This window comes from Cupriavidus sp. 01T418, from assembly GCF_056398885.1.
Map to the genome: position 1 here is coordinate 244,366 of NZ_JBFTQG010000004.1, position 25,550 is coordinate 269,915.

23 protein-coding genes are annotated in these 25,550 nt (G+C 66.5%); 15 read left to right on the plus strand and 8 right to left on the minus strand.

Going from position 1 to position 25,550, the window contains the following annotated elements; translation table 11 throughout:
* Positions 1 to 65: 65 nt before the first annotated feature.
* Positions 66 to 803, minus strand: coding sequence for an anti-sigma factor (locus AC1DQ3_RS07120; protein ID WP_477119475.1), 738 nt, complete (start codon positions 801 to 803; stop codon positions 66 to 68).
* A complete protein-coding gene (locus AC1DQ3_RS07125; RefSeq protein WP_477119543.1) occupies positions 800 to 1,321 on the minus strand; it encodes a sigma-70 family RNA polymerase sigma factor in 522 nt (173 codons plus the stop codon). Before AC1DQ3_RS07125 ends, AC1DQ3_RS07120 begins: the two co-directional genes overlap by 4 nt.
* A gap of 278 nt (positions 1,322 to 1,599) precedes the next feature.
* Between AC1DQ3_RS07125 and AC1DQ3_RS07130 the strand changes: the two genes are divergently transcribed.
* Positions 1,600 to 2,235, plus strand: coding sequence for a ferritin-like domain-containing protein (locus tag AC1DQ3_RS07130; RefSeq protein ID WP_477119476.1), 636 nt, complete (start codon positions 1,600 to 1,602; stop codon positions 2,233 to 2,235).
* A 96-nt stretch (positions 2,236 to 2,331) separates the two neighbouring features.
* Here AC1DQ3_RS07130 and ppc read toward each other — a convergent pair whose 3' ends face one another.
* Positions 2,332 to 5,349: a phosphoenolpyruvate carboxylase gene (gene ppc / locus AC1DQ3_RS07135; RefSeq protein WP_477119477.1), complete on the minus strand. Its 3,018-nt coding sequence runs from the start codon at positions 5,347 to 5,349 to the stop codon at positions 2,332 to 2,334.
* Between the two features lie 72 nt (positions 5,350 to 5,421).
* On the opposite strand from ppc, the gene hemC reads away from it, so the two are divergent.
* From hemC to AC1DQ3_RS07150, 3 genes are read left to right on the plus strand one after another with little or no spacing between them, the layout of a single operon-like run.
* On the plus strand, positions 5,422 to 6,423 hold the full coding sequence (gene hemC / locus AC1DQ3_RS07140; protein ID WP_477119478.1) for a hydroxymethylbilane synthase: 1,002 nt from the start codon (positions 5,422 to 5,424) through the stop codon (positions 6,421 to 6,423).
* Positions 6,424 to 6,432: 9 nt separating this feature from the next.
* Positions 6,433 to 8,613 (plus strand): fused uroporphyrinogen-III synthase HemD/membrane protein HemX, encoded by a 2,181-nt coding sequence (hemDX, locus tag AC1DQ3_RS07145; protein ID WP_477119479.1) that lies wholly within the window; start codon positions 6,433 to 6,435, stop codon positions 8,611 to 8,613.
* A 5-nt stretch (positions 8,614 to 8,618) separates the two neighbouring features.
* Positions 8,619 to 9,809 carry a heme biosynthesis HemY N-terminal domain-containing protein gene (locus AC1DQ3_RS07150; protein WP_477119480.1) on the plus strand — a complete coding sequence of 397 codons (1,191 nt, stop codon included), beginning with the start codon at positions 8,619 to 8,621 and terminating at the stop codon, positions 9,807 to 9,809.
* Between the two features lie 183 nt (positions 9,810 to 9,992).
* On the opposite strand, the gene AC1DQ3_RS07155 is transcribed toward AC1DQ3_RS07150, so the two are convergent.
* Positions 9,993 to 11,525, minus strand: coding sequence for a cryptochrome/photolyase family protein (locus AC1DQ3_RS07155; RefSeq protein WP_477119481.1), 1,533 nt, complete (start codon positions 11,523 to 11,525; stop codon positions 9,993 to 9,995).
* A 148-nt stretch (positions 11,526 to 11,673) separates the two neighbouring features.
* Here AC1DQ3_RS07155 and AC1DQ3_RS07160 point away from each other — a divergent pair, with 148 nt between their 5' ends.
* The 7 genes from AC1DQ3_RS07160 to AC1DQ3_RS07190 all read left to right on the plus strand — a co-directional run bounded on the left by AC1DQ3_RS07160 (position 11,674) and on the right by AC1DQ3_RS07190 (position 17,398).
* A complete protein-coding gene (locus AC1DQ3_RS07160; protein WP_477119482.1) occupies positions 11,674 to 12,387 on the plus strand; it encodes a pseudouridine synthase in 714 nt (237 codons plus the stop codon).
* A gap of 106 nt (positions 12,388 to 12,493) precedes the next feature.
* A complete protein-coding gene (locus AC1DQ3_RS07165; protein ID WP_477119483.1) occupies positions 12,494 to 13,066 on the plus strand; it encodes a YqgE/AlgH family protein in 573 nt (190 codons plus the stop codon).
* Entirely contained in the window at positions 13,059 to 13,496 is a 438-nt protein-coding gene (gene ruvX, locus AC1DQ3_RS07170; protein WP_477119484.1) for a Holliday junction resolvase RuvX, read from the plus strand. The genes AC1DQ3_RS07165 and ruvX overlap by 8 nt, the downstream gene beginning before the upstream one ends.
* The gene (gene pyrR / locus AC1DQ3_RS07175; RefSeq protein ID WP_477119485.1) at positions 13,493 to 14,020 is read left to right on the plus strand and encodes a bifunctional pyr operon transcriptional regulator/uracil phosphoribosyltransferase PyrR; all 528 of its coding nucleotides are present in this window, start codon (positions 13,493 to 13,495) and stop codon (positions 14,018 to 14,020) included. The genes ruvX and pyrR overlap by 4 nt, the downstream gene beginning before the upstream one ends.
* Before the next feature lie 128 nt (positions 14,021 to 14,148).
* Positions 14,149 to 15,120, plus strand: coding sequence for an aspartate carbamoyltransferase catalytic subunit (locus tag AC1DQ3_RS07180; RefSeq protein WP_477119486.1), 972 nt, complete (start codon positions 14,149 to 14,151; stop codon positions 15,118 to 15,120).
* 84 nt (positions 15,121 to 15,204) lie between these two features.
* Complete coding sequence (locus tag AC1DQ3_RS07185) at positions 15,205 to 16,479, plus strand: dihydroorotase (RefSeq protein WP_477119487.1); 1,275 nt, start codon at positions 15,205 to 15,207, stop codon at positions 16,477 to 16,479.
* A 67-nt stretch (positions 16,480 to 16,546) separates the two neighbouring features.
* Positions 16,547 to 17,398 (plus strand): lysophospholipid acyltransferase family protein, encoded by an 852-nt coding sequence (locus AC1DQ3_RS07190; protein ID WP_477119488.1) that lies wholly within the window; start codon positions 16,547 to 16,549, stop codon positions 17,396 to 17,398.
* Between the two features lie 33 nt (positions 17,399 to 17,431).
* Here the strand turns inward: AC1DQ3_RS07190 and AC1DQ3_RS07195 are convergent, their stop codons facing one another.
* Positions 17,432 to 18,283, minus strand: coding sequence for a symmetrical bis(5'-nucleosyl)-tetraphosphatase (locus tag AC1DQ3_RS07195; RefSeq protein WP_477119489.1), 852 nt, complete (start codon positions 18,281 to 18,283; stop codon positions 17,432 to 17,434).
* Positions 18,284 to 18,547: 264 nt separating this feature from the next.
* Here AC1DQ3_RS07195 and rfbB point away from each other — a divergent pair, with 264 nt between their 5' ends.
* The 4 genes from rfbB to rfbC are packed head-to-tail and all read left to right on the plus strand — an operon-like array spanning position 18,548 to position 21,967.
* A complete protein-coding gene (gene rfbB / locus AC1DQ3_RS07200; RefSeq protein WP_477119490.1) occupies positions 18,548 to 19,612 on the plus strand; it encodes a dTDP-glucose 4,6-dehydratase in 1,065 nt (354 codons plus the stop codon).
* Positions 19,602 to 20,522: a dTDP-4-dehydrorhamnose reductase gene (rfbD, locus tag AC1DQ3_RS07205; protein WP_477119491.1), complete on the plus strand. Its 921-nt coding sequence runs from the start codon at positions 19,602 to 19,604 to the stop codon at positions 20,520 to 20,522. The genes rfbB and rfbD overlap by 11 nt, the downstream gene beginning before the upstream one ends.
* A 7-nt stretch (positions 20,523 to 20,529) precedes the next feature.
* On the plus strand, positions 20,530 to 21,408 hold the full coding sequence (rfbA, locus tag AC1DQ3_RS07210) for a glucose-1-phosphate thymidylyltransferase RfbA (RefSeq protein WP_477119492.1): 879 nt from the start codon (positions 20,530 to 20,532) through the stop codon (positions 21,406 to 21,408).
* Between the two features lie 7 nt (positions 21,409 to 21,415).
* Complete coding sequence (gene rfbC / locus AC1DQ3_RS07215; RefSeq protein WP_477119493.1) at positions 21,416 to 21,967, plus strand: dTDP-4-dehydrorhamnose 3,5-epimerase; 552 nt, start codon at positions 21,416 to 21,418, stop codon at positions 21,965 to 21,967.
* Between the two features lie 113 nt (positions 21,968 to 22,080).
* Here rfbC and AC1DQ3_RS07220 read toward each other — a convergent pair whose 3' ends face one another.
* From AC1DQ3_RS07220 to AC1DQ3_RS07230, 3 genes are read right to left on the minus strand one after another with little or no spacing between them, the layout of a single operon-like run.
* The gene (locus AC1DQ3_RS07220) at positions 22,081 to 23,172 is read right to left on the minus strand and encodes a glycosyltransferase family 4 protein (protein WP_477119494.1); all 1,092 of its coding nucleotides are present in this window, start codon (positions 23,170 to 23,172) and stop codon (positions 22,081 to 22,083) included.
* Complete coding sequence (locus tag AC1DQ3_RS07225; protein ID WP_477119495.1) at positions 23,169 to 24,419, minus strand: lipopolysaccharide biosynthesis protein; 1,251 nt, start codon at positions 24,417 to 24,419, stop codon at positions 23,169 to 23,171. The genes AC1DQ3_RS07220 and AC1DQ3_RS07225 overlap by 4 nt, the downstream gene beginning before the upstream one ends.
* On the minus strand, positions 24,419 to 25,543 hold the full coding sequence (locus AC1DQ3_RS07230; RefSeq protein ID WP_477119544.1) for a glycosyltransferase: 1,125 nt from the start codon (positions 25,541 to 25,543) through the stop codon (positions 24,419 to 24,421). Before AC1DQ3_RS07230 ends, AC1DQ3_RS07225 begins: the two co-directional genes overlap by 1 nt.
* Between the last annotated feature and the right edge of the window lie 7 nt (positions 25,544 to 25,550).

Sequence of the window (25,550 nt, forward strand, 5' to 3'; positions counted from 1 at the left end):
AAACGAGAAAAATCGGGGAAACCGGGATTATATCGCTGCGGGGCACCTCCCAGCCCCAGCCTTGCCTAAAGCGTGTTGTCGATGACCTGGCCCTTGAACACGACAGGCCCGGTCGGCCCATTGGGGTCGGGCGAGCCGCCCGGCCGCTCCACGCTGATGGCCAGCGCCGGCACCTTGCCCAGCGGCTGCGCCACTGCCAGGCGCAATTGCCGCTGGTGTCCGATCAGGCCGAGGGACTGCGGTTTGCCGCCGGCCGGCAAGGCCCAGAGCTGCAGCACCTGCTCATCGGTCAACGGCAGGTGATCCAGGCGGCGCAGTGTCATGGACCGGGAGCGTGCGTCCCACGTCACGAGCACGGCCGCCTCGGCGCGGTCGTCGTTCAGCACCGCCACGGCACTGACCAGTGGGGCGGTGTCCAGCTGGTGCGCAATGCGGACATTGAGGCCCACCGCCAGCGCGGCCACGGCAGCCGCCGCCAGCGTGGCGCCGCGCCAGAAGGATGGCACGTTCCACAGGCGCTGCCACCAGGGCTCCTGTATGCGAGCCGAGGCAGCCGCAGCGGGCACGGGCTGCCAGCCCAGCCGTTGCTCGATGCCGCACCACACCTTGTCGACGGGCTCGGCGGGGGGCTGCAGCTCCGCGATGCCGGACAGCCGCGCCTGCCAGTGGCCGATCGCGGCGCGGATGGCGGGTTCCTGCCGCGCCAGCTGCTCGAAGCGGCGGCGCGCGCCGCCGCGCAACACGCCCAGCGCGTACTGCGCGGCGAGGCGGTCGATCAGGTCGGGGTGGCGGCTGAGGTTCATGGGAGGCTTTCCAGGCACGTGCGCAGGCGTTCCAGGCCGCGCCGTATCCATGACTTGATGGTGCCCAGCGGCACCTGCAACTGTTCGGACAGTTCGCTATGGCTCATGTCCTTCAGGTAGGCCAGCGAGATCGCCTGCCGCTGCGGCTGCTCCAGCTGTTGCAGGCACTGGTTCAGCGCCCGCGCTTCCTGGCTGGCCAGCGCCAGTTCGGCCGGGCCGGCCGCATCATCCGCCAGCCACTCGCCCAGGCTGTCGTCCAACTCCACCGTCTGGCTCGTGCGCGCGGCCGCCTGCCGGCGCAGGCAGTCCAGCGCCCGGTTGCGCACGATGGCGCTCATCCAGGTCATCGGGGCGGCCAGGTGCGGCCGGTAGTCGCCGGCGTGATGCCAGATGCTGACGAAACTCTCTTGCACCACATCCTCCGCCCAGTCGTGCCTGTTGGTGATACGCAGCGCGAGACCAAACAGTTTCGTCACGGTCTGGTCGTAGAGCTGGCGCAAGGCCTGCCGGTCGCCCATCGCCGCGCCCTGCAGCAACGCCGCAAGCCGGTCGGCGTCGGCCGGCCTGGGGGCAAAGGAAGAATCGGCGGGGGAGGGCACCGTTGTGGATCCGATGTGGACATGGACAAGTGACGTGTCCGGATTATAGGCACGACTTGGGCGCGGCATGCATGCGGGATCACGCCGATTGCTGCATCCGATTGCTGCATCCGATCGGCAGGTGCGCGCGTAGATGGGACAGGCGCCGCCATTGTGACCTGGCCAGGGCGCCATCTATCCCACTACAGGAGAACACCATGGAACGCATGCAGTCGACACCCGTGCGGGCGGCTCGCGAGGCCGGCGAGGACACGGACAGCCGCATCCTGGCAGCGCCGGACGCGCGCCGGCGCGGCTTGCTCAAGGTCCCCGGGCTATTTGCGCTGGGATCGCTGGCGGTGATGAGCCTGGGCGAATCGATGCCCGCCTGGGCACAGGCCAAGTCCGGCAGCACCAAGGACGATATTGCGATTCTCAATGTGGCCCTCGGGCTCGAATACCAGGCCATCGCGGCTTATCAGGTGGGCGCCGAAAGCGGCCTGCTGCAAAAGCCGGTGCTGGATACCGCGGTCAAGTTCCAGACACATCACAAGGCACACGCGCAAGTGCTGGCGGGCACCGTGTCCAAGCTGGGCGGCAGCCCGGTGATGGCGAAGAAGCCGGCGGAGTACAGTTTCCCGACCGACCAGCTCAAGACGCAGGCCGATGTGCTGCGCTTTGCCGCCGGGCTGGAGAAAGGCGCTACCGCCGCCTATCTTGGCGTATTGCCGAATTTCCATAACCGCGAGCTGACCAAGGCCGCCGGCAGCATCCTGGGCGATGAGGCGATGCACTGGGCCGTGCTGCTTTCGGTACTCGGCGAAGACCCGGTGCCGGGCGCATTCGTCGGCTAAGCAACGCCCTTTTGCCGTCCTGGCCGCGGCAGAACCCGCCGCCATGGTGCCAGCCACCATGGCGGATTCCTTGCATTGCCAGGGCGTTACCTAGCCTCAGCCGCTGTTGCGCAAGCCCGCGGCCACGCCGTTGATGGTCAGGTGGATGCCGCGCCGCAAGCGGATATTGTCGCCATCCTTGCCCGCGCGGTAGCGCTTGAGCAACTCCACCTGCAAGTGGTTGAGCGGGTCCAGGTAGGCGAAGCGGTTCTTGATCGAACGGGCAAGCAGCGGGTTGTCGGCCAGGCGCTCATGGCGGCCGGTGATCAGCGCCAGCATGTCGCAGGTCAGGTGCCACTCGGCGCTGATGCGCGCGAACACACTCTTGCGCAACGCGGCATCCTCGCAAAGCTGCGCGTAGCGCGAGGCCACGGCCAGGTCGGTCTTGGCCAGCACCATGTCCATGTTGGACAGGAGCGTGGAGAAGAACGGCCAGGTCTTGACCATGCGGCGCAGCGTGGCAACGGCCGCCTTGTGCGCCTTTTCGTCCGGCGCCCCGTCCAGCACCGCCTTGACCGCGCTGCCAAAGCCGTACCAGCCCGGCAGCAGCAGGCGGCACTGGCCCCACGAAAAGCCCCAGGGAATCGCGCGCAGGTCTTCGATGCGGCGCTGTTTCTTGTCCATCAGCTTGCGCGAAGCCGGACGCGAGCCCAGGTTCAGGTCGGCGATCTCGGTAATCGGCGTGGTGGCGAAGAAGTAGTCCTTGAAGCCCGGCGTCTCGTAGACGAGGGCGCGATAGGACGTGAAAGCGCGGTCCGAGAGCTGCTGCATCAAGGCCTCGAACATGGCCAGGTCCTTGGGCGCGTTCTGCGTCGGCAGCAGCGAGGCTTCCAGCGTGGCGGCGATCACCGTTTCCAGGTTGCGCCGGCCGATCTCGGCGTTGGCGAACTTGCTGTTGATGATTTCGCCCTGCTCGGTCAGGCGGATCTGGCCGTTGACCGTGCCCGGCGGCTGCGACAGGATGGCCTGGTAGGTCGGGCCGCCGCCACGGCCGACGGTGCCGCCGCGGCCATGGAACAGGCGCAGCTTCACGCGCCGGGCCTCGAACACCTGCACCAGTGCCAGTTCGGCCTTGTACAGCTCCCAGTTGGAGGTCAGGAAGCCGCCGTCCTTGTTGGAGTCGGAGTAGCCCAGCATCACTTCCTGCTCGCCGCCGTGATGGGCGATGACGGAGGCGAAGCCCGGCAGTTCAAGCAGCGATTGCATGATGCCGGCGGCGTTGCGCAGATCCTCGATGGTCTCGAACAGCGGGATCACCATCAGTTCCGGGCGTGCCGGGTCCGTCTTGCTGCCCAGCGCGCCGCGCAGCATGCCCGCTTCCTTCTGCAGCAGCATCACCTCGACCAGGTCGGACAGCGATTCGGTGTGCGAGATGATGTAGTTGCACGCCACGCGCGCGCCGTAGCGGGCGCGCAGCTCGCGCGCCATGTTCAGGATGGCCAGCTCGCTGCGGGTCTGCTCGGAATAGGTATGCCAGGGCAGCGTCAGCAGGCGCGGCTGGCGCAGCTCGGACAGCAGCAGTTCCAGCTTGCGCGCCTCCGTCAGCGATGCGTAGTCGGCCTCCACGCCGGCGGCGGCGAACAGTTCCGCGATCACGGCCTCGTGCACGTCGGACACCTGGCGCATGTCGATCGAGGCCAGGTGGAAGCCGAACACGGCGATGGCCTTGGCCAGCGCGTCGACGCGGGTGCGCGCGAGCGCTACGCCATGGTAGGCGCGCAGCGAGTCGATCACCACCTGCACGTCGGCGCCGAAGGATTGCGCGTCGGCATACGGCGTGGCAGCGGCCACCGGGTGGCGCGGCGCGGCCTGGCCGGTGACGGCCAGGCAGGTTGCCGCCAGGCGCGCATAGATGCCGATCAGGGCGCGGCGGTACGGCTCGTCGGCGCGGTGCTCGGAACGGTCGGGCGAGGCTTCGGCCAGCGCCAGCAGTTCCGGGCTGGCTTCCACCATCAGGCGCGACATCGACAGCTCGGCGCCGAGCGCGTGGACTTCATCCAGGTACCACTCCAGGATCAGCGACGATTGCTTACTCGCGGCTTGCTCCAGCGTGTCGGCGGTGACGTTGGGATTGCCGTCCCGGTCGCCGCCGATCCACGAGCCCATCTGGAAGAAGGGCGCGAGCTGCGTCGAGGCGGCCGGCGCGGACTTGTTCTTGCGCGTGGCGGGAAACACCGCGGCGATGTCCTCCTCCAGTTCGCTCATCAGCTGCGGAATGCCGCGCAGGAAGCAGGTGCGGTAGTAGGACAGCGCGTTCTCGATCTCGTCGACCACCATCAGCCGCGTATTGCGCAGCATGCGGGTCTGCCACAGCGTGGTGACGCGGGCGCGCAGCAGCGCGGTGTTCTGATCGCGCTCGCGCGCGGTCATCGGCAGGTCGCGCTCGGCCAGCAGGCGGGCGATCTCGCGCTCGGCGTCGAGTATGCTCTTGCGCTGGACTTCGGTCGGGTGGGCGGTGAGCACCGGCACGATCAGCGCTTCGTCGAAGAACTTGCGCAAGGTCTTGCCGGTCACGCCGGCCGCGTCGATGGCCTGCAGCGCGTGCGCCAGGCTGCCCGGCTGCGGCGGCGAGCCGGCCAGCGCGTGCACGCGCCGGCGGCGGTTGTGATGCTGGTCCTCGGCGATATTGGCCAGGTGCGAGAAGTAGCTGAAGGCGCGCACCACCGAGTTGGTCTGGTCGCGCGACAGGCGCTTGAGCAACCGGTCCAGTTCGGCGCCGGCGGCGCGGTCGTTCTCGCGGCGGAAACGCACCGCGGTCTGGCGGATGGTCTCGACCACCTCGAAGGCGGCATCGCCTTCCTGCTCGCGCACGCACTCGCCCAGCAGGCGGCCCAGGAAGCGGATGTCCTCGCGCAGGGGCAGGTCCTTGTCGCTGGCGCGCCGCGCCGGGGCACTTGCCGCCGGCGTCGCCTCAGGCTTCGCGGCGGCGGGGCGCTTGCGGCCGGCAGTCTTGGCAGATGGGGTGGCGGGGGCACTTGCGGGAACCGAAGCGGAAGCCACGACAGTGTCCGGGGCGTCTGCCCGGCTGGCGGTTGGCTTGCGCCGGCCGGCGGGGCGCGCGGCTTGCTGCGTCATGCAATCTCCTGATGTCTCTTATCTCTTGTGGGTTGGCCCGAAGCGGCTTGGGGTGCGTGCTAACATTGGCGGATGCAAGCATCCGTCACCCAGTCTCCCTCCGGCGCCGCGCCGCGCAAGCTCGTGATCGCCTCCCGCGAAAGCCGTCTGGCTATGTGGCAGGCCGAGCATGTGCGTGCTGCGTTGCAACAATACTATCCCGCGTGCGATGTGTCCATTCTCGGCATGACCACGCGCGGAGATCAGATTCTAGACCGTACCTTGTCCAAAGTCGGCGGCAAGGGACTGTTCGTGAAGGAACTTGAGATCGCGATGGCCGAAGGCCGTGCCGACCTTGCCGTGCACTCCCTGAAGGATGTGCCAATGCAGTTGCCTGAAGGCTTCGCCCTGGCCGCCATCATGGAGCGCGAGGATCCGCGCGATGCCTTGGTCTCGGCCACCTTCGGCTCGCTCGAAGAGATGCCGGCCGGGACCGTGGTCGGTACCTCCAGCCTGCGCCGCGAGGCCGCGCTGCGCACCCGCTACCCCCACCTTGTGATCCAGCCGCTGCGCGGCAATCTCGACACCCGGCTGGGCAAGCTCGACCGCGGCGACTATGGCGCCATCATCCTGGCCGCCGCCGGCCTCAAGCGCCTGGGCCTGGGCGAGCGCATCCGCGCCGTGCTCGATCCCATCAGCTCGCTGCCGGCTGCGGGGCAGGGTGCGCTTGGCATCGAGATTCCCGCCGGGCGTGCGGAACTGGCGGCGTGGCTGGCGCCGCTCAACCATGCGCCCAGCGCGCTGGCGGTCGCTGCCGAGCGCGCGGTGTCGCGCATGCTGGGCGGTTCCTGCCAGGTGCCGCTGGCGGCCCATGCATGCTGGGACGGCACGGTGCTGAAGATCGAGGCCTTCGTGGCGCTGCCCGACGGCAGCCGCTGCGTGCGGGCCCGGTCCGAGGCGGTGGTCGAGGGTGCCGACGCATCCAGCCGGGCGGAAGCGCTTGGCAAGGCCGTCGCCCAGGACCTGCTGGGGCAAGGCGCAGCCGAGATCCTGGCAAAGCTGGCGGACCCCGCCTCCCATCAAGCCCCTGCCTGAGGCCGTCCCATGCCCCGCCCGACCGTCGTTGTGACACGACCCGCCGGGCAGTCCCGGCAACTCACCGAGGCCTTGTCGGCCGCGGGCCTGGACGTGCTTGGTTTTCCCCTGCTGGCGATCGGCCCCGTGGCCGACGACGCGCCCCTGCGCGCGGCGCTGGCGCAACTGGCGGACTTCGCCCTGGTGGTCTTCGTCAGCCCCAATGCGGTGGCGTTCGCTCTCGACGCACTGGCCCAGGTGCAGAACAAGCCCACGCCGCTTTGGCCCGAATCCGTACCGGTGGCCGTGGTCGGTCCCGCCAGCGTGGCCGCGCTGGCCGAGCGCGGGATCGCCGCGCCAGCCCACCGCGTGATCGCGCCGGCCGGCTGTACGACCGGCCATGAGGCCGATAACGGCGATGCCGCCAACGGCGGCGACGGCGCCGAAGCCCGTTTCGATTCCGAAGCCCTGTGGCAGCAACTCGAAGCCCAGCTTGACCCCGGCACCCTGGATGGACGCCAGGTCCTGATCATCCGGGGCAACGGCGGACGCGACTGGCTGGCCGAGCGCCTGCGTGCGGCCGGTGCCGGGGTGCGCGCGGTGGAGGCCTACCAGCGCTCCATCCCCACGCCCGGCAGCATGCAATGGCAGGCTGTGCGCGACGCGCTCAAGCCGGGCGCGCCGCCCCAGGCGTGGCTGCTGACCAGTTCCGAAGCGGTGCGCAATCTCGATGCCATGGCGCGCCAGGCCCTGAGCCCGCAGGAGTTGGCCTGCCTGCGGCAGGTGCAGTGCATGGCGCCGCATGCGAGAATCGCCGAACAAGCCGCCGCGCTGGGTTTTTCCCACGTGCTGCGCGCGGCGCCAGGGGATGACGGCCTGCTGGCGGCTTGTCGCCAGTGGGCGCAGGCGCATGCCGGCCCGCCGGTGCCGATGCCGGCGCCACCGGCAGCCGCTGAGTCCGTCCCGGCCATGGCACCGTCGCCGGTGCTGGCGCCGGTCCCGCAAATCAACCCACCGCCCCCAACGTCAACGAAGGTCGATCGCGTGACGCAAGAAAATACCGCTCCTCCCGCCGCCAGCGCGCCTCCCGCGGCTGGCGTCCCGCAGTTCGCCCGCGGCGCGCCCCGCGTCAACCCATGGTGGGTGCTGTTGCTGCTGTTGATCCTCGCCATCGGCGGCGGCTTCTGGTGGCTGCAGCAGCGCGTCGAACACCTGACCCAGGAACTGGCGCGGCGCCAGCAGAGCAACGATGCGCTGGTGCAGGAATCCCGCGTGCTGTCGCGCAATGCGCAGGACTCGGTCAAGGAGCTGCAGGCCAAGGTCGGCGCGCTGGACGGGCAGGTGGGCGAGGCGCGCGACAAGCAAACCGCGCTGGAGCAGGTCTATCAGGACCTGATGCGCAACCGCGACGACTGGGAGATCGCGGAGATCCAGCAGCTGCTGACCAACGCCGGCCAGCAACTGCAGCTGACGGGCAACGTGCAGGTCGCGCTGGCCGCGCTGCAAAGCGCCGACACGCGCCTGGCGCGCACCGACAAACCGCAATACAACCTGCTGCGCCGGGCCATCGCGCGCGATGTCGCGCGCATGAAGGCCGTGCCGGATACCGACCTGACCGGTGCCGCCATCAAGCTCGACGAAGCCATCAACCAGATCGACACGCTGCCGCTGCTGTCGAGCGAGCGCATGCTCGAGCGCAGCGAAGCCGATGCGCGCAAGTTGGACGTCAAGTCGGACATCAAGGCCGACGTCAAGGCCGACGTGGCCGACAAGACGCCAAAGCCCGCTCCCGGCAAGGGCGCAAAAAATGTCGCCAGGGACGAGCCGGCATCGGCCGGCAACGCGGTCGGCAACTGGTTCGGCAGGCTCTGGGGCACCGTGCGGGACGAGCTGACGCAGGTCATCCGCATCCGGCGCGTGGACGACGCCCAGGCCTTGCTGCTGACCGGCGACCAGGGCTGGTTCCTGCGCGAGAACGTCAAGCTGCGCCTGCTCAATGCGCGGCTGGCGCTGCTGTCGCGCAACGAGCCGGTGTTCCGCAATGACCTGGCGGCCGCGCAAGCCATGCTGGGACGCTATTTCGACACCAAGTCGCGCCGCGTGCAGGCCGCGATGACCCTGCTCAAGCAGGCCCAGGCTGGCGCCGTGACGGTGCAGTTGCCCACCATGGCGGAAAGCCTCGGCGCGCTGCAGGCGCTCAAGAAGGAGTAGAGCGCATGCGGCTTCTTTTCTGGGTGGCAATCCTGTTTGGCGGCGCGGTCGGGCTGGCGCTGTTCACGCAATTCAACCAAAGCAATGTGGTCCTGTTCTACCCGCCTTACCGGGTGGAGCTCTCGCTGAACCTGGCGCTGGCGCTTCTGTTGGCGGCGTTCTTCGTGGTCTGGACCATCCTTACCACCCTGCGCCATCTGTCCGAGATGCCGGCGCGCGCCTCGGCCTACCGCGAGCGCAGCCGCATGAACCGGGCCCAGGCGGCCCTGCGCGAGGCGATCGAGAACCTCTTCGCCGGCCGCTTCGCCCGCGCCGAGCGCACCGCGCGCGAGGCCCAGGCCTGGCCCGAGCAGGCCCAGACCGCGGCGCTGATCGGCGCGCGCGCCGCGCACCGCATGCAGGAAACCGAGCGGCGCGATGCCTGGATGGCGCAGGTGACCGATCCCGAGCGCGAGCAGGCGCGGCTGGTGTCGATGGCCGAACTGCTGGTCGACGCCCGCGACGCCGATGGCGCGCTGGAAACCATCGCGCAGCTGCAGTCGCAAGGCGCACGCCAGATCCACGTGCAGCGCATTGCGCTGCGTGCGCACCAGCATCTGAAGAACTGGACCGAAGTCCTGCGCCTGGCGCGCTCGCTGGAAAAGCGCAATGCGCTGCATCCGGTGCTGGCGCTGCGGCTCAAGCAGATGGCGTGCGAAGCCCTGCTGGAAGAGCGCCGCAACGACAGCGACGCGTTGCATGATTTCTGGCGCTCGCTATCGAACGACGAACGTCGCGCGGCCCGCATCGCGGAGCCGGCGGCGCGCTATTTCGCGGCGCTGGGGCGGCAGGATGAGGCCCGCAGGATCGTGGAAGACGCGCTCAAGTTCAACTGGGATAGCAGGCTGGTGTTGCGCTATGCCGATTGCGCCGAGCCGGGACGGGCGCTGCCGCAGATCCAGCAGGCTGAAAAATGGCTGGCGCAGCATCCTGTCGATGCGGATCTCTACTTCACGCTGGGCGTGCTTTGCCTCGGCGAGAAGCTATGGGGCAAGGCGCAGTCGAGTTTTGAGCGGGCGCTGCGGTATGCGGATATGGATTCGCAGCGCAGGCTGCGGGTGAGGGCGCATTTGGCGCTGGCCAGGATGTTCGAGGAAACCGAGCGGCCCGATGAGGCGCAGAAGCATTATCGGGAGAGTGCGATTCTGGCGGCGTGAGGATCGACTCACCACCGTTTTGCTCCCCTCTCCCGCTTGCGGGAGAGGGGCCGGGGGAGAGGGCGGGCGCTCGCTACGCCGTCGTGCTGGAAAAAACCGAGGGCTTCGCTTCAAGTGGCTCCTAGCTAAGCCACCCCTCTCCCCCTGAGGTCCCCCTGAGGGGAGAGGGAGAGACAGCCGTCGTCATCGCGCGCGGCTTTGGCCTGTTCCCTGCACCGCCGCATACCGCGCCAACGTCTCCTTACGCACGACATCATGCTGGACGATAGGCCGCGGATAATTTTCCCCGAGCCTGACCCCAGCCGCCAGCAGCATGTCCTCTGACGCCGCCCACGGCGCATGTATGTATTTGTCCGGCAGCCGCGCCAGTTGCGGCAGGTACTTCCGGATAAACCGTCCCTGCGGATCAAACTTCTCCGATTGCGTGGTTGGGTTGAAGATCCGGAAGTAGGGCTGGGCGTCGCAGCCCGTGGACGCGGCCCACTGCCAGCCCCCGTTGTTCGCCGAGAAATCGAAGTCGTTCAACTGGTCGGCAAAATACTGCTCCCCCCGCCGCCAGTCCACGCCCAGATCCTTGACCAGGAAACTCGCCACCACCATCCGCAGCCGGTTGTGCATATAACCGCTCTGCCGGATCTGCAGCATGGCCGCATCCACCAGTGGATAGCCGGTCCGCGCGTCGCACCAGGCCTGGAAGTAGCGCTCGCCGGTCTCACCGCCAATCCAGCGGATGGCATCGTACTCGGCGTGAAATGCCTGTCCCTCGGCGACTCGTGGATGGTGGTGCAGGATCATGAAATAGAAATCGCGCCAGATCAGTTCCGACAGCCAGGTGGCGGCGCCCGCGCTGTCCGCGCCGCCGCGCAGCGTGGCCGCGTGGGCGGCGCGGGCCAGCGTGCGGATCGACAGGGTGCCGAAACGCAGGTGGACCGACAGGTAGCTCGGGCCGCGCAGCGCGGGGAAGTCGCGCCGGCGCGCGTAGTCGGCCATGCGGTCCCGGAACGCATCGAACAGCGCGTGGGCGCCGGTGCTGCCGGCGGGCATGGCGATCTCGACCAGATTGGAGGGAGCGAAACCCAGTGCCTCCAGCGTTGGCAGCGGCCGCGCGTACCGCCGGGGAACAGGGGCCAAGGCTGCGAGATACGGTTCGATCGGGTAGGGCTTGAGGTCGAACGGCAGCAGCGCCTTGAGCCAGGCGTTCTTGTAGGGCGTGAATACCGAGAACGGCTTGCCCTGGCCGGTCAGGATCTCGTTCCGCTCGAAGATCACCTGATCCTTGAAGCTGAAGAAGCGGGACCGATCCGCCAGGGTTTGCCTGACCTCGGCATCGCGGGCCAGGGCGGCGGGTTCGTAGTCGTGGTTGGCGAACACGGCTTCGGCGCCCAGTTCGGCGGCCAGCCCGGGGATGGACTGGCGCGCATGGCCGTGCAGCACGATCAGGCCGCCGCCGGCGTTGCGCAGTGCGTCATCGAGCGGGCCGAGCGAGGCGAGGATGAATTCCACCCGGCGGTCGGCGCGCAGGCCGCGTGCCAGCAAGGGGCCCAGGATCTCCCGGTCGAATACGAACACGCACCATACCTGGCGGCAGTGCTTGAGGGCATAATGCAGCGCCGCGTGATCGTCGGCGCGCAGGTCGCGCCGGAACCAGACCAGCCCGCGCTCGAACTGCCGGTCGATCCGGTAGGGCTGGCGGATAGCGGCGGCGGGCGAGGACAAGATCGGAGGCTCCGGGAAATGGGCGGAAGAAGCCGCTTACTCCTGTTACCCTACCATACCGGCAGCGGCGCGCCGCACCGCGCGGGCAGCGCCGGCCCCGTATTCCAGTCATCCAGTAATCCAGATTTCAAATATCAAGAAGCAAGCCATGGCCATGACACTCGACCGCATCCTTCAATCCCAGGGCTTCGGGACCCGCCGCTATTGCGGCGACCTGATCGGCGCCGGCCTGGTGGAGGTCGACGGCGTGCTGTGCGAGGACCCGGGCCAGAAATTCGAAGTCGACGGACTGCGCCTGACCGTGGACGGCGAGGCATGGATAGGCCACGCCAAGGCCTACCTGCTGCTGAACAAGCCGGTGGGCTACGAATGCTCGCAGCGGCCGCGCCACCATCCCAGCGTGTACAACCTGCTGCCGGTGCCGCTGCGCCAGCGCGAGGTGCAGGCGGTAGGGCGGCTGGACCAGGACACCACCGGCCTGCTGCTGCTGTCGGACGACGGCCAGTTCATCCATGCGCAGACCTCGCCCAAGAAGATGGTGCCCAAGGTCTACGAGGTGACCACTGCCGAGCCGGTTACCCAGGCGCAGGTCGATGCGCTGCTGGCAGGCGTCAAGCTGGATGACGAGCCCGCTCCGATCGCTGCCGCCGCCTGCGAGGCCACCGGGGAGCGCAGCTTGCGCCTCAGCCTGACCGAGGGCAAGTACCATCAGGTCAAGCGCATGGTGGTTGCGGCAGGCAACCACGTGGAAGCGCTGCACCGCAGCGCCATCGGCGGGCTGGTGCTGGAACCGACACTGGCGCTGGGCGAGTGGCGCTGGCTGACGCCAGAAGACCTGGTCGCGCTGACGCGCAAGGAGTAAGCAGCAGGGCCGATAGGAAAGCGCGCCGGGGAAGCGCCGGGATGCTGCAGTGCGGCATCCGTGAATCTTTTCCGGAAGGATGGCAACGATTTGATAAAATGCAGGGATGGCGACGCTGGAAGCCCCAATCAATCTCACCAATCAGTTCCTGATTGCCATGCCCGGCATGGCAGACCCGACCTTTTCGGGTTCCGTCGTCTACTTGTGCGAGCACAACGACCGCGGCGCGCTGGGCCTGGTGATCAATCGGCCTATCGACATCGATATGGCCACATTGTTCGACAAGATCGACCTCAAGCTGGAGATCCAGCCGGTGGCGCAGCAGCCCGTTTATTTCGGCGGGCCGGTGCAGACCGAGCGGGGCTTCGTGCTGCACGATCCGGTCGGCATCTATGTCTCGTCCCTGGCCGTGCCGGGCGGGCTGGAGATGACCACCTCCAAGGACGTGCTGGAGGCTGTCGCCAACGGCAGCGGCCCGCACCGCTTCCTGCTCACGCTTGGCTATGCCGGCTGGGGCGCGGGGCAGCTTGAGGAAGAACTCAGCCGCAATGGCTGGCTGACCGTCCAGGCCGATCCCGAGATCATCTTCAGCGTGCCGCCCGAGGAACGCTTTGCCGCCGCCATACGCCTGTTGGGCATCGATTTCGCCATGCTCTCGGGCGAGGCCGGGCATGCCTGAGGCCGGGGCGGCGCCAGCGCCGCGCCTGTTGCCCACCGACGGCACCGTCCTGGCGTTCGACTACGGCGAAAAAAAGATCGGCGTCGCGCTGGGCAACTTCGTCACGCGCGAGGCCCGCGCGCTCGTCATCATCCCCAACATCACCGTGGAAGGGCGCTTCGAGGCCGTGACCGCGCTCATCGCTGAGTGGGCACCGGTGCAACTGGTGGTGGGCATGCCAATCAACCCGGACGGCACCGAGCAGCCCTCGATGCGGCTCGCGCGCCGCTTCGGCAACCAGCTGCACGGCCGCTTCGGCCTGCCGGTGGAGTGGGTTGACGAGCGCTACACCTCGATTGCAGCCGAGATGGCCGGCGCCCGCAAGGGCGCGCTCGATGCCGAGGCCGCCAGCATCATCCTGCAACAGTACTTCGACCAGCATCCGCTATGACCCAGACTTCCTCTCCCGACGCCGAGGCGCTGTACCGCACGCTGCGTGACCAGGTGCAGGCCGCGCTGCCCGCCGACGGGCGCGCGCAATGGTCGGTAGCCGGCATCTACTCCGGCGGCGCCTGGATTGCCGAGCGGCTCGCCGCCGACCTGCAGCTGGCGGCGCACGGTGTCGTCAACGTCGCTTTCCACCGCGACGACTATGCCAAGAAGGGCCTGCACAGCCAGGCCCAGCCCACCACGCTGCCCTTCGACGTGCAGGACCGCAAGATCCTGCTGATCGACGACGTGCTGGCCACCGGGCGCACCATCCGCGCCGCCGTCAACGAACTGTTCGACTACGGCCGGCCCGCGCGCGTGGCGCTGGCGGTACTGGTCGACCGTGGGGGGCGCGAGCTGCCGGCCGCCGCCGATTTCGTCGCCGCGCACATCGAGCTGCCGCCCGGGACCACGCTGGTGCTGTCGCACGAGGGGTCCGGCGCGGACATGCGCTTTGCCTTTGCCAACGAGGCCACCGGCAACTAAGCCTGCCCAGCCTGAATATCCGCGTCCCGCGTCCCGAATATGGGGCGCCGGACGGGGCGCCAGATGGGGCGCCAGCACCGCCCGCCCCAGACCAGTCAATCGCCACCGCCCGGCCCTTTCTACCTGCCATGATCAAGACGTTCCGCAACCCGCAACTGACCAAGAACGGCGAGCTCAAGCATTTGCTCTCGATCGAGGGCTTGTCGCGCGAGATGGTCGCGCACATCCTCGACACCGCCAGCCAGTTCGTCTCGCTGTCCGACTCGGACCGCGAGGTGAAGAAGGTGCCGCTGCTGCGCGGCAAGAGCGTGTTCAACCTGTTCTTCGAGAACTCCACGCGCACCCGCACCACCTTCGAGATCGCCGCCAAGCGGCTTTCGGCGGACGTGCTCAACCTGAACATCAACGCCTCGTCCACCAGCAAGGGCGAGTCGCTGCTCGACACCATCAACAACCTCTCGGCGATGTCGGCCGACATGTTCGTGGTGCGCCACGCCAGTTCCGGCGCGCCCTACCTGATCGCCGAGCATGTCGCGCCCCACGTGCATGTCATCAATGCCGGCGACGGCCGCCACGCGCACCCCACGCAGGGGCTGCTCGACATGTACACCATCCGCCATTTCAAGAAGGATTTCACCAACCTGACGGTGGCGATCGTCGGCGACATCCTGCACTCGCGCGTGGCGCGCTCCGACATCCATGCGCTGACCACGCTCGGCGTGCCCGAAGTGCGCGCCATCGGCCCGCGCACGCTGCTGCCCTCGGGGCTGGAGCAGATGGGCGTGCGCGTCTTCCACAATATGGAGGAGGGCATGAAGGGCGTGGATGTGGTGATCATGCTGCGCCTGCAGAACGAGCGCATGAGCGGCGCGCTGCTGCCCTCGGCGCAGGAATACTTCAAGGCCTACGGCCTCACGCCGGATCGCCTGGCGCTGGCCAGGCCCGACGCCATCGTGATGCACCCGGGCCCGATGAACCGCGGCGTGGAGATCGACTCCGCCGTGGCCGACGGGCCGCAATCCGTGATCCTCAACCAGGTGACCTTCGGCATTGCGGTACGCATGGCCGTGATGGGCATCGTGGCCGGCAACAACGACTGATAGCGGATAGCGGATAGCGGATAGCGCCCGGCCGACCCGGCCCAGGCAAGCCAGAACAACCGAATACAAGCCAAGCGACACGATATGAAGATCCACATCAAGGGCGGCCGCCTGATCGACCCGGCCGCGAACGTCGATGCGCAGCAAGACCTCTACATTGCCGCCGGCAAGATCGTCGGCGTGGGCAGCGCGCCGGCGGACTTCCATGCCAACAAGACCATCGACGCCACCGGGCTGATCGTCTGCCCCGGCCTGGTCGACCTCTCCGCGCGGCTGCGCGAGCCGGGCTATGAATACAAGGCCACGCTGGAATCCGAAGTCGCGGCAGCCACCGCCGGCGGCGTGACCAGCCTGGTCTGCCCGCCCGACACCGATCCCGTGCTCGACGAGCCCGGCCTGGTGGAGATGCTCAAGTACCGCGCCCGCACGCTCAACCAGACGCACGTCTACCCGCTGGGCGCGCTGACGCTGGGCCTGCAGGGCGAGACGCTGACCGAGATGTCGCAACTGACCGAGGCCGGCTGCATCGGCTTCTCGCAGGCCGAGGCGCCGATCCGCAATACCCAGGTGCTGCTGCGTGCGCTGCAGTATGCGAAGACCTTCGGCTTCACGGTCTGGCTGCGCCCGGAAGATCCCTACCTCGGTGGCGGCGTGGCCGCCAGCGGTGCCGTGGCCTCGCGCCTGGGGCTGTCCGGGATGTCGGTGATCGCCGAGACGGTGCGCCTGCACACCATTTTCGAGCTCATGCGCAGCACTGGCGCGCGCGTGCACCTGTGCCGCCTGTCCTCGGCCGCCGGCCTCGAACTGGTGCGCCAGGCCAAGCGCGAAGGCCTCAATGTCACCTGCGACGTCAATATCCACCATGTGTCGCTGACCGACATGGACATCGGCTACTTCAACTCGCAGATGCGCTTCTCGCCGCCGCTGCGCAGCGCGCGCGACCGCGATGCCATCGTGGCGGCCCTTGCCGACGGCACCATCGACGCCCTGTGCTCCGACCACACCCCGGTGGATGACGATGAAAAGCTGCTGCCCTTCGCCGAGGCCTCGCCCGGCGCCACCGGGCTGGAGTTGCTGCTGCCGCTGACGCTGCGCTGGGCCGAGGAACACAAGGTGCCGCTGGCGCAGGCGCTGGCGCGCATCACGGCCGCACCGGCCAGCGTGCTGGGCCTGGCGGCCGGCACGCTGACCACGGGCAGCGCGGCCGATATCTGCATCTTCCATCCCGAGCAGGAGTGGAAGGTCGAGCGGCGCGCGCTCAAGAGCCAGGGCAAGAACTCGCCGTGGCTGGGCTATGACATGCGTGGCCGCGTGCGCACCACGCTGGTCGGCGGCCACGTCGTCTACGAACTGCATTGAGCGTCATGCCTGGCCAAGTCGATATGGACAAGACGTTGCGGGCAGGCCTGCCGGCGGGGGTTGCTGCATGATCTGGCTACGCTATACCGCGCTGGTCCTGCACCTGCTACGCGCCCTGGTTACCTGTGCCGTGCTGTTCCCGTGGCTGGGCGTGGAATCGCGCCAATGGCATATCCGGCGCTGGTCGCGCCGGCTGCTGAAGATCTGCGGGATCACGGTCGAGGTACAGGGACTGCAGCCCGGGCAGGCGCCGCCCCGCGGCGCCATGGTGGTCTGCAACCACATCTCGTGGCTGGACATCTACGTCATCAATTGCTGGCAGCCCGTACGCTTTGTGGCCAAATCGGAAATCCGTAACTGGCCCTTGGTCGGCTGGCTGTGCGGGCATACCGGTACCATCTTCATCGAACGCGCGCGCAAGCGCGATGCCCATCGCGTGCTGCATGCCATCACGGACGTGATGCTGCAGGGCGACCTGGTTTGCGTGTTCCCGGAAGGAACCACGACGGACGGTACCAGCGTGCTGCCGTTCCATGCCAACCTGATGCAGGCGCCGATCTCGAGCGGGCTGCCGGTGCAACCGGTCGGGCTCGCCTACCTGGATGCCGCGACGGGGCAGCCAACCGCGGCGCCGGCGTATATCGGTGACCTGACGTTGCTGCAGACGCTCGTTGCGGTCTTGCGGGCGCCGCCGATCGTTGCCAGGCTGTGCTTTGCGCCAGCCTTGACGCCGGTTTCGGCCAGCCGCCGTGACCTGGCCGAGGCAGCGCGCGAAGTCGTGAGTCACCTGAGCCAGGGCGCGCAGCAGCATGCGGTAGAAGCGGCGGGGCGGATCAACGGCGAGGCAAGCACAGGGGGTTCGGACGCCGGCGAGACGGACGATGGCGTCGGGGCGCCGGCACCGGCTACCACACCCTAAGCCCCTTGTCGCCCTGGCTCACGCGGGGCGCGCTCAGGCGAACGGATCACAATGCTGCGCGCACGACACCTGGACCAGCCTGCGTTCAGCTGGATTCGGCGCCAACCGCGCGGCCGTTAGTTCGCCGCCCCAGACACAACCGGTGTCCAGCGCCATCAGGTTTGGCCGCATCACCAGTCCCAGCGTGGACCAGTGCCCGCACACGACGGTGGTGTCTTCGGTGAGGCGCCGGGGAACGTCAAACCAGGGCAGGAGGCCTGGCGGTGTATTGCTCGGTCCTTCCTTGGTCTTCAGATCCATCACCCCTTCGGCGCTGCAAAAACGCAGCCGGGTGAGGGCGTTGACCACTACCCGCTGGCGCTGGATGCCGCGCAGCCCCTCATCCCAGCGATCCGCGGCGTTGCCGAAGATCTCCCCCAGGAAGCCCTTCCAGTTGGCGCCTTGTAGCTCGTGCTCCACTTCACGGGCCAGTTCCTGCACCCGTTCGGCGGTCCACTGGGGAAGTACGCCGGCGTGCACGAGGAGGAAGCCGTTTTCGTAAAGGGCCAGGGGCTGGTGGCGCAGCCATGTGAGTAGATCGGCGCAATCCGGGGCTTCGAGGATATCCCGGAGCGTGTCGTTGCGGCCCGGCTTGCGCACCCCGGCCGCCACCGCCAGGAGATGGATGTCGTGGTTTCCCAGGACGGTCCGGGCCCTCGAGCCAAGCTGGCGAACGGTCCGCAGCGTGCGCGCCGAAGCCGGGCCACGGTTGACTAGATCGCCGACGAAGCGTAGCTGGCTGTGCGGGGGGAGTCGTGTCGAGATGAGTTCGTCAAGCGACGACGCGCAGCCCTGAAGGTCGCCGATGGCGTATGGGAGAGAGTCGGTTTCCTGGGGCACTCGCATAGGAGAAGAGGCGATGATGGCTCTATGGTTAATACAATGACAATGTGTTGGAACACGCTACAAATGTCGGCAAGCCTGTTGGTCTTGGCAAGCCAGTTGGCGGGCGGAGAAGATCTGACCGCTCACCTGGTCAGATAGAATACCGCGCTTGAGACGGATCGCGGAAATCCCGCCAATCCCGTCAATCCCATTCATGTCCGGCCAAGGCAGCCCCTGGCTCAAGCTGAGTGGCTGGACCTATCGAAGGGAAGGAGCAAAGAATAGTTGTCGCAAATTCTTGTTACGGGCGGTGCCGGCTTTATCGGCGCCAACTTCGTCATGGATTGGCTGCGCGAGCAAAGCGCCGATGGGGTTGTCAGCGTCGACAAGCTTACCTATGCGGGCAGCCTGGCAAACCTTGCACCGGTCAGAGACGATACGCGTCATGTCTTTGTGCGGGCGGATATCTGCGATCGCACGGCAATGGACCAGTTGTTCGCCAGGTACCGGCCGCGGGCGGTAGTTCATTTTGCCGCCGAAAGCCATGTTGACCGCTCGATACATGGCGCAAGTGAATTCGTTCAGACCAATGTCGCCGGTACGGTCACCTTGCTCGAAGCGGCTTGCTCCTACTGGCGCACGCTGGACCCGGTGGCCAGGGCGGGTTTCCGCTTTCTGCATATCTCGACCGACGAGGTCTTTGGCTCTCTTGGCCCCGGCGACCCGCCATTCACGGAGCAGTCTCCCTATAGACCCAACAGCCCCTATTCGGCTTCCAAGGCAGCATCGGACCACTTCGTGAGAGCGAGCCACCGCACTTACGGCTTGCCTGCGCTGACTATCCACTGCACCAACAACTACGGTCCCTACCAGTTCCCGGAGAAGCTGATTCCACTCACCATCTCCAATGCGCTGGCAGGCAAGGCCCTCCCTCTGTATGGAGATGGTCTTAACGTGCGCGACTGGCTTTACGTCAGCGATCACTGCGTGGCCATCCGGGCCTTGCTTGAGCGGGGAAGGATTGGTGAATGCTATAACGTCGGCAGCAGGAGCGAGAAGACGAACATAGAGGTAGTGACGGCATTGTGTGACCTGCTTGATGAACTGTCGCCAAGTGGGACGGGCTCATACCGGGAGCAGATTGCCTACATTGCGGATCGGCCAGGCCACGACAGGCGCTACGCGATGGACGCGCATAAGCTTGAATGCGAACTGGGCTGGGCCCCGGCCGAGACCTTCGCGACAGGGCTGCGCAAGACAGTCCGGTGGTACCTGGACAACCAGGCGTGGGTGAGCGCGGCAATGACCGGAGAGTCCCAAGACTGGATGGGCAGGCACTATGCAATCTAGATCTCCCGATCTCCCTGTCCTGTTGATAACAGGAAGCAACGGCCAGGTTGGTTTCGAGTTGCGCCGCAGCCTCGCACCGCTGGGGCAGGTGATTCAGTTCGATCGCGCCACTTGCGACCTGAGCAAGCCAGATGAAATCCGCCGTGCAGTACGTGCGTACAGCCCCAACGTGATCTTCAATGCAGCCGCCTACACGGATGTGGATCAGGCGGAGAGCAACGCGGAACTCGCCCATGCCATCAATGCCACCGCTGCCGGCATTCTGGCTGAAGAGGCACTGAGGGGCCGGAGCCTGCTCGTACACTATTCGACGGACTACGTTTTCGACGGCAGCAAGTCGGGTTCCTATACCGAAATGGATGCGCCCAATCCGCAATCCGTTTACGGCAAGAGCAAGCTTGCCGGGGAGCAAGCTATCCTGGCATCCGGTGCAAAAGCGTTGATACTACGCACGTGCTGGGTGGCCGGTGCCCACGGCAATAATTTCGCCAAGACCGTGCTGCGGCTGGCGCGCCAGCGGGATGTGTTGCGCGTGGTCGGGGATCAAAGCGGCACGCCGACGAGCGCCGCGCTGATTGCCGACGTAACGGCACAGATCGTCGCGCGCTACTGGCTATCCGGCAATCAGGACGCCTTCGCGGCCGGCATTTATCATCTGGCGGCGGCCGGTGACGCCAGCTGGCATGGATATGCAACAGAGATTTTGCGATATGCCGCCGAACACGGCGTGAATCTCAAGGCCGGACCGGCCAGCGTTGAAAACATCCAGTCCCACGAATACCCACAACGTGCACCCCGCCCGCTCAACACGAGGTTGAATACCACCAAGCTGCGCCAAACCTTCGGCATCCATCTGCCTGACTGGCGGCAAGGCATTCATCACCTGCTGGACCAGATCCTGCCTGAGTGAGTTCAATATGCGCAAAGGCATCATCCTCGCAGGCGGGTACGGCACGCGGCTCTATCCGATCACCCGGGCTGTCTCCAAGCAACTGCTGCCGGTGTACGACAAGCCGATGATCTACTATCCGCTGACCACGCTGATGCTGGCCGGGATCCGTGACATCCTTCTGATCTCTACCGAAGAAGACACGGGGAGATTCGCCACCATGCTGGGCGACGGTAGCCAGTGGGGTATCAATCTACAGTATGGCGTGCAGGCATCACCGGCTGGCCTGGCTCAGGCTTTTATCATTGGGCGCGAGTTCATTGGGAATGACGCTTCGGCGCTGGTGCTGGGCGACAATATTTTCTATGGACATGACCTGGTCGGGCTGCTGGCGAGAGCGATGGCACGGCAAGCCGGCGCAACCGTGGTTGCGTATCACGTGCGTGACCCCGAGCGCTATGGCGTGATCGAGTTCGATGCCGGATTCCGGGCGCTCTCGATAGAAGAAAAGCCAGTTCATCCCAAGTCCAGCTATGCCGTGACCGGCTTGTATTTCTACGACAACCAGGTATGTGACATCGCTGCCGCGGTTCGGCCATCGGCGCGCGGCGAGCTCGAAATCACGGACGTTAACCGCCACTACCTGCAGATGGGGCAACTCAATGCCGAAGTAATGGGTCGTGGCTACGCATGGCTGGATATGGGCACCCAGGATTCCTTGCTGGATGCGGCGAGTTTCATCGCCACCCTGCAGAAGCGGCAGGGGTTGATGGTGGCTTGCCCGGAAGAGGTAGCATACCGTAGTCAATGGATCTCGGCGGAGCAGCTTGCCAGGCAGGCAAGTGCGCTCCAGCAAAGCAGCTATGGTGACTATTTGCGGCGCCTGTTGATAGAGATGAGAGGCTAGGGGTTTCATGCAACTGAACGTGATTTCAACACGGCTGCCAGAAGTCCTGGTGCTCGAGCCAACGATTTTCGGTGACGAACGAGGATTCCTCTTCGAGAGCTTCAATGCTCGGGATTTTCATGCAGCCACCGGTTTGGACCGTGTCTTTGTGCAGGACAATCACACCTGCTCCGTGAAGAATGTACTTCGCGGACTGCATTATCAGCTTGGCCATCCACAGGGGAAGCTGATCCGGGTGGTATCGGGCGAGGTGTTTGATGTCGCCGTGGACTTGCGCAGGCACTCACCCAACTTCGGGCGGTGGGTGGGCCTGACGCTGTCCGCCCGGAATCGGCGGCAGCTTTGGGTACCGGAGGGATTCGGCCATGGGTTCCTGGTCTTGTCCGATGAGGCAGAGGTGCTGTACAAGGCTACGGACTTCCGCTGCGCTGAATACGAGCGCACCGTTGCCTGGAACGACGCGCAACTGGGCATCGAGTGGCCAGTCCAGGGAGAACTCATCATGGCGCAAAGGGATCGCGTGGCCCCCGGGCTGCGAGATGCGGAGCTCTTCCCGTGAGCATGGACGAGCGGCCGGCTCATGACACTTGAATGCGGCTCGTGGGTAACGATTCCAACCAACCCGTGGGCGAGTGCACTTTCGCGCTGGTGGGGCGTTCCCGTGCTTGTTTCTCAGGGCTGGCGACCCAGGATCTGCTCCCACTTTGAGCAGATATGCTGAATGGTCTGGCGTGAAGCACGCTGGCGGCCATTGGCGGCCAGCCTTTCCCGCAACTTGACTTCATGTTCCGAGGCCAGCGTGACGATGGCTTGCGCCATTGCGGTGGCGTCGTCTACCGCCACGACCATCCCGTTGGTGCCGGCCTGCAGGATTTCGCGCGGCCCGGTCTCGCAATTCGTCGAGACGATCGGCAGGCCGTACGCCATGGCCTCGACCAGGGCCAGGCCATATCCCTCGTAGCGCGAGCTCAGGCAAAACATCGCGGCATCGCGATAGACGCCCTCGATGTCCTTGGTGGCGCCTGGCATGTCTACGGAGCTGTCAAGTCCAAGTCGATGGCGCATTGCCTCCAATTGCCCCCGCGCTTCTCCCTCGCCGACGATACGCAGTTTCCAGCCGGGCATATTGCGGCTGGCAAGCTCCCAGGCCTGCAGCAAAACGTCGAAGCCCTTTACCGGGGTCAGTCTTCCCACGGCGAGGACAATCCTGGAGGTAAGTGCTGCCGGTTCGGTGGGAAACGCGAACGGCAGGGGGTTGGATATTGCAATGACGGGGGCGCTGGCATGCGTGGCTTGCAGCCAGCGCTTCCTGTCGCGCTCGGTAAGCACGACCACGGCCTCATTCCAGCGGGCCGCCATGCGCCTGGCATAACGGCGCAACGGGTTGCCCAGATCCTCGTCGAAATGACAATGCTCCCACGCGATCCGGCGCACGTTGAGGCCGAGGGTGGCGGGCAGGGTGAACAAGGTAAGCATGGTGTCGACTTCGATCAGCACATCGACATGCCGTTGCTTGACAAAGCGCCTGATGCCGCCGACCGTGGAGAGATAGGCTCGCTTGAACGACGGCCGTTGCGCAAACAGCGTTTCATGCACCACGTCGGGATGGAGCGTAAAGCAACTGCGCGCATCCCACAGGCTAAGGATCAGCACCGGATAGCCTCGCTCCGCGAGCGCATTGGCGATGACCGCCGTCATTCGCTCGGCGCCGGCAAAGGCGTTCAGCGTGCCGGTCAGGAAGCAGATCGTAGGCAAGGGCTTCATGCCGCCACCAGGGAGGGGGTTCTCTTGCTGCGCCACCACAGGCAGATGCCAAATACCACGGCAACGGCATTACCCAATGTATAGCCGCCGACAGCACCCCAGGCACCGTACCTGGGGACCACCGCCAGATCGAAGGCGAGCGTGACGGCAAGGACCGCTCCCCACTTGATGGCGATCCAGTCGGGCCGGCGTAGATAAACGGGAAGCAAGGTCAGGCCGACATCGGCAAAGATCAATGTCGAAGAGAGGGCAGCAGCCTGTAGCAAGGCCGCGGTAGAGGCAAAGGCGTGGCCGTACAGCAATTGCACGATCCATGGCGCGCCAGCGGCGATCAACGCCGCCCCGCACAGTCCGATCGCCGTCATGCCTAGCGCAATACGGGCGACGTTTGCACGCGCTGTTGCGAAAACGGGCTTGCCGTAGACATAGATCGGCGCGATCCCGGCAGCCAGGATGGTCGCCACGACTGTGTAGTTGTCGAGTATCTGCATGCACGCCGCATACGCGCCGAACTCGGCGAGCGGCACCGAGGGCTGCAACACCAGCTGGTCGATCCGGCGCGCGCCCATCATCAGCATGAAGCTGACCCAGAAGAGCGCCCCCTTGGTCATCAGCTCGCGGCTTACCCCGAAGTCGTACTGAACCCGGCCGCGTTCCATCCGGGCGAAGTAGTAGGCCGCCAGCAGGCTGGCAAGGACGATCGCCTCGATGGCAAACGCGCTGGCGAAGAACGGCACACTATGTACGCCAGCGGCAAAGAGGATGGCCACCAGGCCGCCCTTGGCCGTGAGCGATATCAGGCTGAACAACGTGTTGGGCCGGTTGTTGGTGCGCGCTTGCAACCAGGCAACAACGACCCCCGACGGCTCCCTCAGCAAAATGGCGATGCCCAGCAGCATGGCCGCAGCCCAGGTGTCTTGCGCAGGGTGCCGGAGCAGCAGGAAGCCACACATCAGGACGTAGCCGAGTACCGCACCGGCAACGCGAAGCGAAAACGCATGGGTGAGCAGCCTGTGCTGTTCCCGCGGCGATTGCGTTGCCACCAGCCGGGGCACGACCACCTCGCTGCCGCAGATCAACGCGACCGACGCGGCGATCAGGACTACGGCCTGTGCATACTGGAAATGCGCGAATCCCTCGGGCCCCAGCGCGCGGGCCAGCATGGCGACGATGCCGATCCCCGCGGCGACCTGTATGCCACGCTCGGCCAGCATCCACAGGAGATTCCCGGCAACGCGACGCCGCATCAGGCAGGCTCCACGCGAGCGGCCGCGGTGCCCGCTGCCAGGTTGGCATAACAGGACACCCACTGCCGGGCCACGGCATCAATGCTGAAGCGCGAGACGATGCGTTGCCGGCGTGCGGCTTGCTCCGCGGGGGCGCCAGGTCCGCTGCACAGTGCCCTCTGCATTGCCATCGCCAGGGCGGCGGCGTCGTTCCTTGGCACGATCGTGCCGGCATCGCCCAGCAAGTCGGCCACGCCGGGCGCATCGGTGGCGACGACGGGGCAGCCACACGCCAGCGCCTCGGCGATGGCCAGCGGCATGCCTTCTATCCGCGACGAAAGGACAAAGAGGTCGGCGGCATTCAGCAGCGCAGTGATATCCCGCCGCGCGCCCATCAGCGTTGCGTTTCCGCTCAGGCCAAGCCGGGCGATCGTAGCGGTGAGCATGGCGCGTTCGGGGCCTTCTCCGGCGATCAGCAAGCGCGCCGCGGCGGCACTTTCCGGTTCCAGGCGGCTGAATGCGTCCAGCAGCAGATCCTGTGCCTTTTCAGGCACGAGCCGGCCGACATTGAGGACAAGCATCGAACCCTGCGTGGCGCCGAGCGCCGTCCTGGCCGCCTGCCTTGTCTCCGGCATCGGGCGGAAACGTTCGGTATCGATGCCATTCGGCACCACGACGATGCGATCCGGCGGCACCGCGCCAGCCTCGATCATGCCCTGGCGGCCGTCCGCGCTGACGTGTGTCGTGAGGCTTGCCCACCGGTCGGTCAGCCGGTAGGCAAGCATGCGCAGCTTGCCGCCTTCGCGGTAGCTGTGCGCGGTGCAAATCACCGGCGGTGTCCGCGTGATCCGCGTCAGGGCACGAGCGAAAAGGTTCGCGTGCACCATGTGGGCGTGGATGACGTCAGGCTGCCAGGCACGCAGGAATCCGCGCACCTGCCACAGGGCGCGCGCCATCGACCACGGCGTCTTGCGCATGTCCAGGCTCAGCACTGTTGCCGATGCCGGCAGGTCGACCTCGCAGTCCGGTGTCAGGCTGACCACGGCAACGCTGTGTCCGAGCGCGATGAATTGCCGCGCGAGGGCGGCTACCTGCTGCTCGGCGCCACCGAGACGCAAGCCCGTGCTGAGCAGCATGATCCGCATCGGGCGC

Coding starts and splice junctions, on each gene's coding strand:
- pyrR (WP_477119485.1), top strand. CDS start 13,493: ATGACCCAGACTTCCTCTCCCGACGCCGAGGCGCTGTACCGCACGCTG.
- AC1DQ3_RS07130 (WP_477119476.1), top strand. CDS start 1,600: ATGGAACGCATGCAGTCGACACCCGTGCGGGCGGCTCGCGAGGCCGGC.
- ppc (WP_477119477.1), bottom strand. CDS start 5,349: ATGACGCAGCAAGCCGCGCGCCCCGCCGGCCGGCGCAAGCCAACCGCC.
- hemDX (WP_477119479.1), top strand. CDS start 6,433: ATGCCCCGCCCGACCGTCGTTGTGACACGACCCGCCGGGCAGTCCCGG.
- AC1DQ3_RS07165 (WP_477119483.1), top strand. CDS start 12,494: ATGGCGACGCTGGAAGCCCCAATCAATCTCACCAATCAGTTCCTGATT.
- AC1DQ3_RS07225 (WP_477119495.1), bottom strand. CDS start 24,419: ATGCGGCGTCGCGTTGCCGGGAATCTCCTGTGGATGCTGGCCGAGCGT.
- AC1DQ3_RS07150 (WP_477119480.1), top strand. CDS start 8,619: ATGCGGCTTCTTTTCTGGGTGGCAATCCTGTTTGGCGGCGCGGTCGGG.
- AC1DQ3_RS07185 (WP_477119487.1), top strand. CDS start 15,205: ATGAAGATCCACATCAAGGGCGGCCGCCTGATCGACCCGGCCGCGAAC.
- AC1DQ3_RS07220 (WP_477119494.1), bottom strand. CDS start 23,172: ATGAAGCCCTTGCCTACGATCTGCTTCCTGACCGGCACGCTGAACGCC.
- rfbA (WP_477119492.1), top strand. CDS start 20,530: ATGCGCAAAGGCATCATCCTCGCAGGCGGGTACGGCACGCGGCTCTAT.
- AC1DQ3_RS07120 (WP_477119475.1), bottom strand. CDS start 803: ATGAACCTCAGCCGCCACCCCGACCTGATCGACCGCCTCGCCGCGCAG.
- AC1DQ3_RS07125 (WP_477119543.1), bottom strand. CDS start 1,321: ATGGGCGACCGGCAGGCCTTGCGCCAGCTCTACGACCAGACCGTGACG.
- AC1DQ3_RS07180 (WP_477119486.1), top strand. CDS start 14,149: ATGATCAAGACGTTCCGCAACCCGCAACTGACCAAGAACGGCGAGCTC.
- ruvX (WP_477119484.1), top strand. CDS start 13,059: ATGCCTGAGGCCGGGGCGGCGCCAGCGCCGCGCCTGTTGCCCACCGAC.
- hemC (WP_477119478.1), top strand. CDS start 5,422: ATGCAAGCATCCGTCACCCAGTCTCCCTCCGGCGCCGCGCCGCGCAAG.
- AC1DQ3_RS07230 (WP_477119544.1), bottom strand. CDS start 25,543: ATGCGGATCATGCTGCTCAGCACGGGCTTGCGTCTCGGTGGCGCCGAG.
- rfbD (WP_477119491.1), top strand. CDS start 19,602: ATGCAATCTAGATCTCCCGATCTCCCTGTCCTGTTGATAACAGGAAGC.
- AC1DQ3_RS07190 (WP_477119488.1), top strand. CDS start 16,547: ATGATCTGGCTACGCTATACCGCGCTGGTCCTGCACCTGCTACGCGCC.
- AC1DQ3_RS07195 (WP_477119489.1), bottom strand. CDS start 18,283: ATGCGAGTGCCCCAGGAAACCGACTCTCTCCCATACGCCATCGGCGAC.
- rfbC (WP_477119493.1), top strand. CDS start 21,416: ATGCAACTGAACGTGATTTCAACACGGCTGCCAGAAGTCCTGGTGCTC.
- AC1DQ3_RS07160 (WP_477119482.1), top strand. CDS start 11,674: ATGGCCATGACACTCGACCGCATCCTTCAATCCCAGGGCTTCGGGACC.